At 70.8% G+C, this 11,941-nt stretch carries 12 protein-coding genes; 5 read left to right on the forward strand and 7 right to left on the reverse strand.

The features are described from left to right. The first annotated feature begins 173 nt into the window (after positions 1-173). Positions 174-779, forward strand: a complete 606-nt coding sequence (locus tag ABZ893_RS23145; protein WP_361406859.1) for a DUF998 domain-containing protein — start codon at positions 174-176, stop codon at positions 777-779. A 24-nt stretch (positions 780-803) separates the two neighbouring features. On the opposite strand, the gene ABZ893_RS23150 is transcribed toward ABZ893_RS23145, so the two are convergent. The 3 genes from ABZ893_RS23150 to ABZ893_RS23160 all read right to left on the reverse strand — a co-directional run bounded on the left by ABZ893_RS23150 (position 804) and on the right by ABZ893_RS23160 (position 3,686). Continuing rightward, on the reverse strand, positions 804-1,496 hold the full coding sequence (locus tag ABZ893_RS23150; protein WP_361406861.1) for a hypothetical protein: 693 nt from the start codon (positions 1,494-1,496) through the stop codon (positions 804-806). A 374-nt stretch (positions 1,497-1,870) separates the two neighbouring features. Then, the gene (locus tag ABZ893_RS23155; protein ID WP_361406863.1) at positions 1,871-2,287 is read right to left on the reverse strand and encodes a cupredoxin domain-containing protein; all 417 of its coding nucleotides are present in this window, start codon (positions 2,285-2,287) and stop codon (positions 1,871-1,873) included. A 247-nt stretch (positions 2,288-2,534) separates the two neighbouring features. Next, positions 2,535-3,686 carry a hypothetical protein gene (locus ABZ893_RS23160; protein ID WP_361406864.1) on the reverse strand — a complete coding sequence of 384 codons (1,152 nt, stop codon included), beginning with the start codon at positions 3,684-3,686 and terminating at the stop codon, positions 2,535-2,537. A gap of 96 nt (positions 3,687-3,782) precedes the next feature. On the opposite strand from ABZ893_RS23160, the gene ABZ893_RS23165 reads away from it, so the two are divergent. Next, positions 3,783-4,250 (forward strand): SRPBCC family protein, encoded by a 468-nt coding sequence (locus tag ABZ893_RS23165; protein ID WP_361406866.1) that lies wholly within the window; start codon positions 3,783-3,785, stop codon positions 4,248-4,250. A gap of 39 nt (positions 4,251-4,289) precedes the next feature. On the opposite strand, the gene nadE is transcribed toward ABZ893_RS23165, so the two are convergent. After that, positions 4,290-5,120 carry an ammonia-dependent NAD(+) synthetase gene (gene nadE, locus ABZ893_RS23170; protein ID WP_361406868.1) on the reverse strand — a complete coding sequence of 277 codons (831 nt, stop codon included), beginning with the start codon at positions 5,118-5,120 and terminating at the stop codon, positions 4,290-4,292. A gap of 231 nt (positions 5,121-5,351) precedes the next feature. Between nadE and ABZ893_RS23175 the strand changes: the two genes are divergently transcribed. Next, complete coding sequence (locus ABZ893_RS23175; protein ID WP_361406870.1) at positions 5,352-6,434, forward strand: FAD-dependent oxidoreductase; 1,083 nt, start codon at positions 5,352-5,354, stop codon at positions 6,432-6,434. A 5-nt stretch (positions 6,435-6,439) separates the two neighbouring features. Further along, positions 6,440-7,318 (forward strand): RNA polymerase sigma-70 factor, encoded by an 879-nt coding sequence (locus ABZ893_RS23180; RefSeq protein WP_361406871.1) that lies wholly within the window; start codon positions 6,440-6,442, stop codon positions 7,316-7,318. 2 nt (positions 7,319-7,320) lie between these two features. On the opposite strand, the gene ABZ893_RS23185 is transcribed toward ABZ893_RS23180, so the two are convergent. The 3 genes from ABZ893_RS23185 to ABZ893_RS23195 form a co-directional block, all read right to left on the reverse strand. Further along, the gene (locus ABZ893_RS23185) at positions 7,321-8,025 is read right to left on the reverse strand and encodes a hypothetical protein (RefSeq protein WP_361406873.1); all 705 of its coding nucleotides are present in this window, start codon (positions 8,023-8,025) and stop codon (positions 7,321-7,323) included. Positions 8,026-8,095: 70 nt separating this feature from the next. Further along, positions 8,096-9,544, reverse strand: a complete 1,449-nt coding sequence (locus ABZ893_RS23190) for an amidase (protein ID WP_361406875.1) — start codon at positions 9,542-9,544, stop codon at positions 8,096-8,098. A 107-nt stretch (positions 9,545-9,651) separates the two neighbouring features. Beyond that, positions 9,652-11,016 carry a cytosine permease gene (locus ABZ893_RS23195; protein WP_361406877.1) on the reverse strand — a complete coding sequence of 455 codons (1,365 nt, stop codon included), beginning with the start codon at positions 11,014-11,016 and terminating at the stop codon, positions 9,652-9,654. A gap of 405 nt (positions 11,017-11,421) precedes the next feature. On the opposite strand from ABZ893_RS23195, the gene ABZ893_RS23200 reads away from it, so the two are divergent. Then, positions 11,422-11,799: a DUF6479 family protein gene (locus ABZ893_RS23200; protein ID WP_361406878.1), complete on the forward strand. Its 378-nt coding sequence runs from the start codon at positions 11,422-11,424 to the stop codon at positions 11,797-11,799. The last annotated feature ends 142 nt before the right edge of the window (positions 11,800-11,941 follow it).

Here is an 11,941-nt window from a genome sequence, read left to right on the forward strand (position 1 = left end):
TTGCAGCACGATGGGGGCCTTGCCGCAAGCCCCCTGTGAGCTATAAGTTGAAAGTGGCAAGGAGTGGGTATGCCTCCGGCCCGTCACCTCAACCCATGAGCCGCTGACCTCGGCTGACAGTCCCGCCTGCGTGTAGGCGGCGATGACCTGAGTGGGCGTTTTATCGTGGATTGATGCGAGACGTTCCGAAATGGGCCTTATTCACGTCCGGCTGCGCCCCCGTCCTGCTGGTCGGCGGCTGGACGATGGCGGCCAGACTCGAAGGGCACGCGTACAACCCCGTCACGCAGACCATCAGCGTTCTCGCGGCGTACGGCGCCGCCGGGTTCTGGTGGATGACCGGAGCGCTGCTCGCCCTGGGCGTGTGCCATCTCCTGACCGCGTGGGGCCTGCGCGCGGCGGCGCTCGCCGGGCGCATCGCGCTGGGGGCCGGCGGGCTGACGGCACTGGTGGTCACGCTCGTCCCGGCGCCGGTCAGCGGCGGTTCTTTAAGACACGGCTCGGTGGCCGCGGTCGGCTTCACCCTCCTGACGGTGTGGCCCGTCCTGGCCGCCGCCCGGGGCGGGACCGCGCCCTGGGGACTCCGCCTGAGGTCCGCTGTCGCGGCGACGGTCTGCATGATCGCCGCCGCGGTCTGGTACCTGATCGAGACGCAGAGTCATGGCGCCGCGGGCGTCGCCGAGCGCATCGTCACGATCCTGCAGTCCGTGTGGCCCTTCGTCGTCGTCGCCTCGTGCCTCCGCCACCGCGTCGACACCGGTCTCCCGCCGCCCAGCTGACGGAATGTCAGACGCCGTACCCGGTCAGCGCATCAGCATGTCGCGTACGGCGATGTTGTGGTGCACGCGGAGCCGGTGGATCTCCCACACGGCGACGGCGGTCACGGACAGGGGCGCCCCGAGTACGAAGAGGGTCTGCAGAGGCCCGGGCATACCCGCGTAGGCACCGGTGACCAGGTCGACCACCGCCATCTCCCACACCAGGATCGTGGCCAGCAGCGGTGGCGCGGTCTCGTGGATGTCGGCCGTGCGGAAGACATGCAGGAGCGCCAGACCGACGCCCCAGACGATGAACGGAAACACCCACACCAGAATCAGCGCGAGCGTGGTGTACGTGACGACGGCCATCACGGCGTTGGTGGCGAACTTGCCGTTGAAGAAACCGGTGAGGATGGTCGCGGGGAAGGTGGCGACCGCGGAGATGAGTGCGACGATCGCGCCGAAGGGCTTGGCGGCGCGGCGCAGCAGTTCGAAACGGGCCCGGGGCGCGGCGAGGACCAGCAGCACGGCGACGGCGAGCGGGAAGGTCACGGACAGCATCAGGACGCTGAGCCAGGACTGGTCGGTTCGTTCGTTGGCGACGTCGGCCAGCGATCGCGCCAGGTTGTACGAGAGCGACACCCAGACCACGGCACCCACTCCTACCAGGGTGCGGATCTTCTGCGCACGGACGACGAGGGGATCGTGGACGATGCCGGACCGCGAAGGCCTGAACACCCGGCGCGCGACATGGATGGGACCGATCCGCCACAAGAACCCACCGCCTGCCGGAGGCGGGGACGGGACCGGAGGGTACGGCCGCGGCGGGTACGGGTGCGGAGGGAACGGCTGAGGGGAAGGGTGCGGGATCTGCGGCGGCCGGCCCCCGTTGGGAGGTGGCGGGGGCGGCGGGTACGGTCCGGGCTGCGGCTGTGGCTGGGGTCCGCCGTTCGGGCCGAGTGGCGGCTGCCCGCCCGGGTTCCATGCGTTCATCGTCGATTCCCCCGAGGTGTGCTGATGGAGCGCGAGCGACAACAGGATAGGCCGCCCTCTGCCCCGGGTCACCGTGCGCGGCAGCGCCCCCGGTGGTCCGCGCAAGAACTGATCCGGCGTCAACTCACCGTCAGGACGCCGTGCATGTTCGGGTGGATGGTGCACGTGTAGGCGTACGTCCCTGACTTCGACGGCGCGGTGAAGGTGGCCGACTTCCCTGGCGCGATGTTGCCTGTGTCGAACGACTTGTCGTTCGCGGTGAGGGTGTGGGGGGTCGAGTCCTGGTTCGTGACGGTGATCGTCGTGCCGGGGCTGACCTTCAGCGCGGACGGGTGGTAGATGAAGTTCTGGATGGTCACCTTCACCGCGCCGTTGCTCGTCGCGGCGGTGGTGTTGGACGAGGACCCGCCGCCCGAGCTGGAGCAGCCGGTGAGAGACGGGAGGAAGCACAGGGCGGCCGCGAGCAGGGCGGCTTGTGTGCGACGGTGACGGAACTTCGTCAGAACGCGGAACTTCGTCAGAACGCGGAACTTCATCAGAACTCCGAACGGCTGGGGACTTCCTGCGGCCACAAGACGACGCCGGAGCCGGCGGGGTAGGTCCGGTTCCGGCGTCCCTATGAGACTTCGGCAGGAGGGCGCCCGCGCGCGAGCAAGGCGGCCCGAATGGCGTACAGCGGGGTCGCCCGCGCCGCGGCGAAGCACCCGAGTGGGCGCCCGCGCGGGCGCCGGTGTCGACGCCGGTGCGGACGCCCCTGTGGGTGAGCCCCCGCTCGTCCGGCCCCTACTTGTTCGGGTCCCTGAACCGGCCGAACGCCTTGGTCAGCGCGCCCAGCGGCGAGCCGTCCTTGGCGGACGCCGACACCGGCGGCCGGGGCACGCCGTTGCCGCCCGTCGTCTCCGCGAGCGCGGCCTGCGCCGCCTCGGCCGCCTGCTGGTACAGGTCACGCGACGTCGTCATGGCGGCGAGCGCCTCCGCGTACTTGGTGACCATGCCCTGGGCGTGGACCAGCTCCTCCTCCGGAGTGAGCAGGTGCCAGCCCCGGCGCAGCCGCATCAGGGCCTGCTCGGCGTCGGCCGGAAGCGGGCGGGGCAGTACGGCGAACTCCCTGATCCTGTCGAGGAGTTCGGTCGGCTCGGTGCCGTCGAGGAAGACGTTGCGCACCGTGAACCGCTCGGGCTCGTAACCCTGGACCTGGGGCGGCGCGGGCAGGACGACGGCGCCGCCGCGCGGCATCCGTACGCTCAGCTCCCGCTTCATCGCGAAGTCGGCGATCTGCGCCTGCTCCGGCGTGGCCCGGTGCTCGACCACCCGGTGCCGCAGGCTCGGCGGCAGGAACGATGACACCGGCCGCGCCCCCAGCGCGTCCGGCGTCATCGCCTCATGCACCACGACATGGATGAACCAGCTCTTGCGGGTGCACTCCCGCAGCCGCTGGCGCAGCTCGTCGTCGTCCTTGGGCAGGTGACTCGTGCCCCGCAGCCGCACGCCGGGCACGGTGTCGTGGCCCCAGTCGACCTGGTCGCTGTCGGGCCAGAACATGGTGGCGGGCGAGGGCCAGTGCGCGTCCCACGCCCGTTCCGCCTCGGCGGCCAGCACCCAGACGACACCGGTCTCGCCGTCCTTTCGGCGGGCGTCCGGGTCGTACGTGGTGAGCTGCGCGCGCACCGTGACGCCGTCGGCCACGCGCCAGCGCGCCTCGAAGAGGCGGCGGGCGGACGGGCCGGGGTCGGAGAATTCGTCGCGCGGGTGCAGGACGGTGGAACGGGCCGCTTCGACTGGGTCGAGGTCCAGGAAGTCGTCGAGCACGCCGGCCGCCTTGAGGGCGATCAGGTTGCGCCGGACGTCCTGCTCGGGCTCGGGCCCGAGGTGGCGCCCGCGCCCCAGCCACGCGGTGTCGGGAGCGATGGTCGAGGAGCTGCTGTTCTTGGCCATGGATTCGTTCTGTGGGGGGTCAGGGCCCGACCAGTATGGTGCGTCGACCTTGTGATCGAAACGGTGCCCCGTCCACAAAATATCTACGATTCATGTATGGCCAGAACCGATCGCGCCAGCCGGGTGATCGACGCACCCCCGGCGGCCGTCTACGAAGCGCTGCTCGACCGGGAGTCCGTCGAGGCCTGGCTGCCGCCGGACGGGATGCACGGGCGGATCGAGCGATGGGATCCCCGGCCCGGTGGCGGCTTCCGGATGGTCCTCACCTACCTCGATCCGGCCGGGAGCCCCGGAAAGTCCTCGGACGCGACGGACGTCGTCGAGGTCGGCTTCGCCGAGCTGGTGCCGTCGGAGCGCGTGGTGCAGCGGGGGGTGTTCGAGTCGGACGACCCGGCGTACGCGGGCACCATGACGATGACCTGGCAGCTGACTGCCGCCGGCGCCGGGACGGCCGTGACCGTCACCGCCACCGACGTACCGCCGGGCATCGACCGCGCGGACCACGAGGCCGGGATCGCCTCGTCACTGGCCAACCTGGCGTCGTACGTCGAACAGGCCGGCTGAGCCCTGGGTCAGGGAGCGATGGGCAGCTGACCCTTGTACTCAGGGAGCGATGGGCAGCCGGCGCTTGTGCTCGGTCAGGCGGTAGCGGCGCACGATCGAGTCGAACGCGGACTCGCTGACGGGCTTGCCCTCCAGGAAGTCGTCGATCTCGTCGTAGGTCACCCCGAGGGCGTCCTCGTCGGGCTTGCCCGGGTCGAGCGTCTCCAGGTCGGCCGTCGGCACCTTCCACACCAGCTCGGCCGGGGCACCCAGCGCGTCGGCCACCCCGCGCACCCGGCGCTTGGTCAGCCCCGTCAGCGGGACGACGTCCGCCGCGCCGTCGCCGTACTTGGTGAAGAACCCGGAGACCGCCTCGGCCGCGTGGTCCGTGCCCACGACCAGACCGGCCTGCGCGCCCGCGACCGTGAACTGCGCGATCATGCGCTGCCGCGCCTTGATGTTGCCGTGCACGAAGTCCTCGTGGTGGGCGTCCCGGAAGGCGACCCCACCGGCCACCGCGGCGGCGAGGGAGGCGTCACTCGCGGCCTTCACGTCGACGGTCAGGACCTGGTCGGCCTGGATGAAGGACAGCGCGAGTTGGGCGTCCTTCTCGTCGGCCTGGACGCCGTACGGCAGGCGCATGGCGTAGAACACCGCCTCGTGCCCGGCGGCGCGGGCGCGCTCCACCGCGAGCTGGCACAGCCGTCCCGCGGTCGTGGAGTCCACACCGCCGCTGATTCCAAGGACGAGGGAGCGCAGGCCGGTCGAGGTCAGGCGCTCCGTGAGGAAGGCGACCCGGCGTTCGATCTCCAGCTGCGCGTCGAAGGTCGCGGACACCTGGAGATCCCGGGCGATCTCCTCCTGCAGGGCGCGGGACACCGGCTCGCTCAAGGCTGCTCCTCGTGGTCGTAGTGATACGGCAAGTCGTTCGAACCAACTGTATGCGGAGCGCCCGCGTCGCTGATCGCGGAGGTGTTTCCGGCAGTGCCACAGCCGAGTAACCCGGATCACACCACCGAGGTGTCACAGCCCGGGGCCGGGCGGCGTCCAGTGTGCGACAGCAACTGTCGGGAGCAGACCGTCGGGACCAGGCCGTCGGGACCGTCGGGACCAGGAGGAAGCATGAAGATCGTGGTGGTGGGCGCCGGCTACGCGGGGACGATCGCGGCGAACCGGCTGGCCAGGAAGGTGCCGGGCGCGGAGATCACGGTGCTCAACCCGCGCCCGGAGTTCGTCGAGCGGGTGCGGCTGCACCAGCACATCGCCGCGAGCGGAGCGGTCGCGGCGCCACTGACGCGGATGCTGGGCGACGGCGTCACGCTGCGGCAGGGCACCGCCGACAAGATCGGCGACGGCACGGTGACCCTCGCCGACGGCGAGAGCCTCGACTTCGACCACCTCTTCGTCGCCGTGGGCAGCACCGTCGTACCCATGCCGGGCACGGTCCCGATCGGTACGTGGGAAGGGGCCGAGGAGGCGCGCGAGGCGCTCGCCGGACTGGCGGCCGGCAGTCGCGTCACCGTCGTCGGCGGAGGCCTGACCGGCATCGAGACGGCGGCCGAGGTCGCCGAGGCCCGCCCCGACCTGAGCGTCCGACTCGTGGCCGACTCCCTCGCCCCGAGTCTTTCGACGGGTGCGCGGGACCAGGTGCGTACGACCCTGGGGCGGATGGGCGTGGACATCGTGACGGGCACGGTCACGGAAGTGGTGGACGGCAGTGGTGCCGTACGTCTGGACTCCGGCGCGGAACTCGACTCGGACCTCACCCTGTGGGGCATCGCGGCGAGCGTTCCCGACCTGTGCGCACGCAGCGGACTCGAAGTGAACGCCGAAGGACGCGCCCTCGTGGACGAGTTCCTGCGCAGCGTCAGCGATGAACGGATCTTCGTCATCGGCGACTGCGCCGCCGTCCCGGGCGCCCGGCTGTCCTGCGCCACCGCCATGCCCCAGGGCGCGCACGCGGCCGACAACCTCGCCCGGATCGTCAACGGCCGTGCGCCCGAGCCGTATTCGATGGGCTACACCGGACAGGCCGTCAGTCTCGGTCGGCGCGACGGGGTGTTGCAGGTCAGCCGACGCGACGACACGGTGCGGCGACTGTACTTCGCCGGGCGAGTCGCCGCCCTCACCAAGGAAGGTGTGTGCCGCGTCGTGAAGTACGGTGCCCGGACCGCCAACTACGCCTGGCTGCCGGGGAAGAAGTGACTCACGTGCCGAAGCCGACGGATGTCTTCACGTCCCACCGGCCGCTGCTGTTCTCGATCGCCTACGAGATCCTGGGGTCGGTGGCCGATGCGGAGGACGTGCTTCAGGAGAGCTACCTGCGCTGGCGGACCGTGGACGAGGAGACCGTCCAGAACCCGCGCGCCTACATCGCGCAGATCGTCACACGGCAGTCCCTCACCGCCCTGCGCTCGGTCGCCCGCCGACGCGAGGAGTACGTGGGCCCCTGGCTCCCCGAACCCCTCGACACCGACCCGAACCGGGCCCCGGACGGCGTCGCCCACCTGCTCACCGGCGAGGCCGTGACCACCGCGATGCTCCTGGTCCTCGAATCCCTGACGCCCACCGAGCGGGCCGTGTTCGTCCTGCGCGAGGTGTTCGACTTCGGCTACGCGGAGATCGCCGAGGCCGTCGGGAAGTCGCAAGCCGCGGTACGGCAGGTCAACCACCGTGCCCGCAACCATGTGCACGCGCGGCGCCAAGTAGCGGTGGCCGCACCGAAAGAGGCGCAGTCGGTCGCCGAGCAGTTCATGCTCGCGGCGGCCACCGGCGACGTCCAGTCACTCATGGACGTACTCGCCCCCGAGGTGGTGTTCATCGGTGACGGCGGTGGCAAGGTGACGGCGGTCATGCGGCCGGTGGTGGGGCCCGACAAGGTGGCCCGGCTGGTCCGGGGTCTGCTGGAGAAGGGCTCGCGGATGGGCGAGGTCGATGTGCGCGTGGGTGTCTACAACGGGATGCCCGCGATCATCGCCCTCCTCGACGGCGAACTCGACCAGGTGACCTGCATCGAGGTACGCGGCGGCCAGGTCACGGCCCTGTACTGCACCCGCAACCCGGACAAGCTCAGGACGGTACGGATCTGACGCTACCGGCCGCCGTGCAGCCAGACCCGTAGACCGCCGACCGGTTCGAAGCCGTGCCGGACGGCCGCCGCCAGGTCCTCGCCCTGCTCGTAACCGACCACGGGCAGGGCGGGGAACAGGGTGTGCGCCGCTTCCAGGATCACCGGCCAGGCGGCGTCGGGGCCGCTGTCGGACGCGAAGACGTTGGAGATTCCGAGCGCCTCGTCGCTCCTGCTGGCCACCGCGCCCGCCACCACGTGACCGGTGGCGGACCGTGCGGCGAGGACGAAAGTCCTTGCGTCATCGAGGAGTTCGGGCCGGAACAGATCCGCGTTGCCCTCGTCCCAAGCCAGTGCCCACGTGCGCAGGGTTTCCCGGTCGTCGACCACGTCCCAGCTCAGCTCCGAAGGGAAACTGGGCGGACCCGCCGGGCGGTGGATCCACTGGGCCTCGAACAGCACCTGGAAGCCGGCCTGCGTGAGGTCCAGGTCGGCGAAGCTGTCCTTCACGGTGGCCCCGGCCGTGGCGTCGATCGCGGCGGTCACGCCGGATGCCGTGACACCCGGTACGAGTGTCACGGCATCCGGATAGAAGTCCGGCGTGCGAGTGGGAGCGGTCCAGGCCCGCACGCCGAACTTCCCGTCCAGGCCGTGAGATCGGCACATCGCCGCGCACCACCCGGCGTTGTTGCGCGCCGCGGCCTGGACCAGTTGTTGCTGCGTCGTCATCACAAGCGGCGATCATGACGCTTCCGCGCGGCCGCGTCGAGTGAGTTTTGGCGGCCTCGGGTTCCGGGGTCTACAGGGCGGTCCCGAGCGACGGCCTGCGGTGGGCCCACGGCGCTGCTTCCTCGTAGGCCGTACAGGCGTCGAGGAGCAGGTCGTCGGCGAGGTGGCGGCCCACGATGTGGAGTCCGACCGGGCGCCCGTCCTCCGTCCAGCCCGCCGGCACGTTCGCGGCGGGCAGGCCCGCGAGGTTGGCGATCGGCGTGAAAGCGGTCCAGTGGTCGGCGTCGACCATGCGGCCGTCGATCATCTCGGGCCCGTGGAACCCGATCGGGAACGCGGCGGTGGACACCGTCGGGGTGACGATCAGGTCGTAGTCCGCGAGCAGGCGGGCGAGGCGGTTGACGACCCGCTTGCGCACGATGTTCGCGTCGGTCAGCTGCTCGGCCGTCCACGGGGTGCGCACGAAGTCGAGCAGGCGCGGCGACATCTCGTGACCGAACCGGTCGGCGAGCGCGCGCAGGCCCGTGAGGTCGGTGTCCGCCGCGATGATCGCGCCGAAAATCTCCTCGTAGTGCGGGAGTTGGAGGTCCGGCTGCTCCACCTTGGCGCCCAGGTCGCGCTCCAGGACCGACACGGCGGCCTCCGTGATGCGGCGGACCTCGGGGTCGACGGCGATGCGGCCCAGGTCGGGGCTGTACGCGATGCGGAGTTCGGAGATGGGGCGGCGGCGCGTCCAGTCGATGTCACCGGCGGGGATCGTGTGCCGGTCGCGGGGGTCGGGCCCGGCGAGAACGGACAGGGCGAGTGCCGCGTCCGCGACCGTGCGGGTCAGCGGGCCGATGTGCTCGATCGACTCCCAGCCGGAGACGCCCGGGTAGCGGTCGTCGCGGCAGCCGGGGTACACCGGCACGCGCCCCATGGACGCCTTGAAGCCGAACAGGCCGCACAGCGCGGCCGGGATACGGACGGAACCGCCGCCGTCACTGCCGAGGGCGATCGGGCCGAGACCCGCGGCGACAGCCGCGCCCGATCCCGAACTGGAGCCGCCCGGCGTCAAGTTGGTGTTCCAGGGGTTGCGGGTCGTGGGGAAGAGCGGGTTCTGGCCCACGGGCCCGAAGCCGAACTCGGAGTTGTTGGTCTTGCCCAGCACGACCGCTCCCGCGGCGACGGCACGCTCGACGACGATGTCGTCCTCGTCGGGCACGAAGTCACGGTAGGCGGGGGAGCCGGAGGTCGTACGGATGCCCTTGGTGCAGATCAGGTCCTTGATCCCCATCGGCACACCGGCGAGCGGGCCGGGGTCCTTACCGGCGGCCACGTCGTCGGCCACGCGGCGGGCCTGGGCGCGAGCGTGCTCGGGTGTGACGGTGCAGAAGGCGTGCAGTTGCGGGTCGACGGCCTCGATGCGCGCCAGGACCGCGTCGGTCACCTCGACGGGGGAGAGTTCACCGGCACGCACCTTGGCGGCGATGTCGGTGGCGGTCAGTGCGCAGATCTCGTCGCGTTCCGCGGCGTTCACGTCGTACTCCTTCTGGAATGGGATGAGTTGGGGCGGCGGGGGCCCGCACCGGCCCGCCCTGCCGGGCCGGTGCGGGAGTCGGTGCCGCCGGTTCGGCGGATCGGGTGCTACGCCGACAGGGCGCCGTCGGGGATCTCGGCGACGTCAGGGATTTCGGCCGCCCGGCGCCGCAGGAGCAGCTCGACCGCCGCGTACACGACCGCCGCCGTGATCATGCCGATCACCGGGTCGACGAGCTCGGGCAGCGCGTAGTGGGCGATGCCCGCCGCCGTGGCTCCGGACGCCCAGGAGACGAGCGCGGTGACGCGGATGGTGCCGGCCGGACGGTCGCCCGCCTTGGCCTTCAGTACTCGGTCGGTGATCAGAATCGCGCCGATCGGCGGGACGAAGACGCCGAGCAGGTTGAGCCAGTCGAGGAAGTAGCCCCACACGCCGGTGAGGGCGAAGGCCACGCCGACCGTGCCCAGGATGACGGTGAGGGTGCGCATCCGGAGCGGGGTGAGGGCCGACCAGCCGACGGCGCCGTTGTAGAGACAGTGGGAGGCCACGGAGCCCAGGTTGGCGAAGACGAAGATGATCGCGATGCCGGTGAGTACGGCGCTGTGGCCGGTGAGCAGGTTGAGGAAGCCGCCGCCGTCCTTGGCCGGGTTGGCCGTCGCGCCGACGGCCACGATCAGGCCGCCGGCCCCGTTGGCGAGGAAGTTGGCGAAGGGGAAGGCGGTGAGCGTGGCGAGGACGGCGGACTTGCCGTCCTTGGACCAGCGGGTGAAGTCGGCCGTCATGGTGCCCGAGTCGGCGAACCCGGCGATGATGATGGCGACCGCGCCGCCGAAGCCGAGGGTGGCGCCCGCGCCCTGGTAACCGAGGGTGTCGCCCAGAGTGGTGTGCGCGTTGAGGCCGTACGCCAGGGCCACCACGGTCAGTACGAGGAACAGGGGCGTGGCGATCATCCCGATGAGGGAGAGCGCGCGGATTCCGCACATGGTCAGAAGCGTGTAAAGGACACCGCCGATGGCCGCGCCGCCCAGGGCCGACCAGCCGAGGGAGCCGCTGAGCGTGGTGCCGGTGAGGCCGACCTGGAAGGAGAACCAGCCGATGACGACGGTGGCGAGCAGCCCGGCGGGCAGGTTGCGGCCACGGCTGCCGAAGGTCTCGGTGGCCTGGAGCGCGAAGTTCTTGCCGGTGCTGCCCGCGTGGTGGCTGAGCGCGCCGACGTAGGCGAAGAGGACCAGGTTGCCGACCAGGATGGCGAGCAGGCCCTTGGCGAGGCCCAGGTTGTAGACAATGACGCCGCCGAAGACGGCGCTGCCCAGGTTCATGGGGAAGCCGAACCAGGTGGCGGCGATGGACAAAAGGCTTTTGCGGGCCGATGCGGGGACGGGTTCGTGCTCGTACTCCTCCGCGTGCGAGGAGCTGTGGGGGGTCTTGCCTTCGGGCTTTGCGGGTGCTGCGGGGCGGTGCGCTGTCGTCATGACGCCTCCGTGCTGGCAAAAGGAACCTGAGGACGTGGGGAGCGTGTGAGTGTGCGGGACCGCTCCGTCTGCGCGGGCCGACGGCGTCGCTGAGGGGGCGGGCGGCGCACCTCTCGTGCGGTCCTGGAGGGACTCACAGCCCTCCGTTCGAGCACGGCGAGGTGCAGTGCACCGGCCGGATGCACTGTGCCCTTGACGTCGTCGTTCTGCGCTATGGCATCCCAAATACTGGGGGCCAGTCAGGGTGCCGTCAAGGGTTTGGTATACCGTAATGAATTCTTTGCGAGACGGATTCCCGGCGGCCTCGAAGCCCTGATCCCGGCCCGCACCGCCGTGACCTGCGGGCTCGCCTCTTCCCCTGACGCGGGGCGGAATAGTGTCGTGTGCGCCGGGTACTCGGCGCACATGATCACAGCGCAGACTGGAATGGATGTGCTGGCCGCGGGTCACACGGCCCTGGCGGCCTACGGTGCCTTCTTCGGCGGTCTGGTGATCGCCGGAGCGCTGGTGTGGGCGGTACGGGTGGGCATCAGGGTGCGCAACAGGGAGCCGGGTCCGCCCGACCCCGATGAGCAGCCCAAGCTCCCGGAGACCGGCCCCGTCCGCGAGGAACGGGAGATACGGGAACCGGACGAGGTCCCCCACGCGGCGAACGAGAGCGAGCGCATGTACCCGTACGAGCTCCATCACTCCAACAGCAGACGCAGCGACAACCAGGAGCCACGCCACTGGCGCCCCGGCTCCAGCGGCGGCTTCGGCAGCGGCGGACCGGGCGGGACCTGAGCGGACGACCCGCGCGGGGTGTTGAAGTGGCCATGCGGGGAACCCGGAGACAGCACGGACCGCTGCAAAGTTAAGGAGGCGGGAAGCCGCCCGAGCAGGAAAGCCGGCCTCGGGGACCAAGGCGAGTGGCTCGGCAGACACG

The sequence above is a fragment of the Streptomyces sp. NPDC046821 genome (assembly GCF_040645335.1).
In the GTDB taxonomy this organism is placed as follows: Bacteria; Actinomycetota; Actinomycetes; order Streptomycetales; family Streptomycetaceae; genus Streptomyces.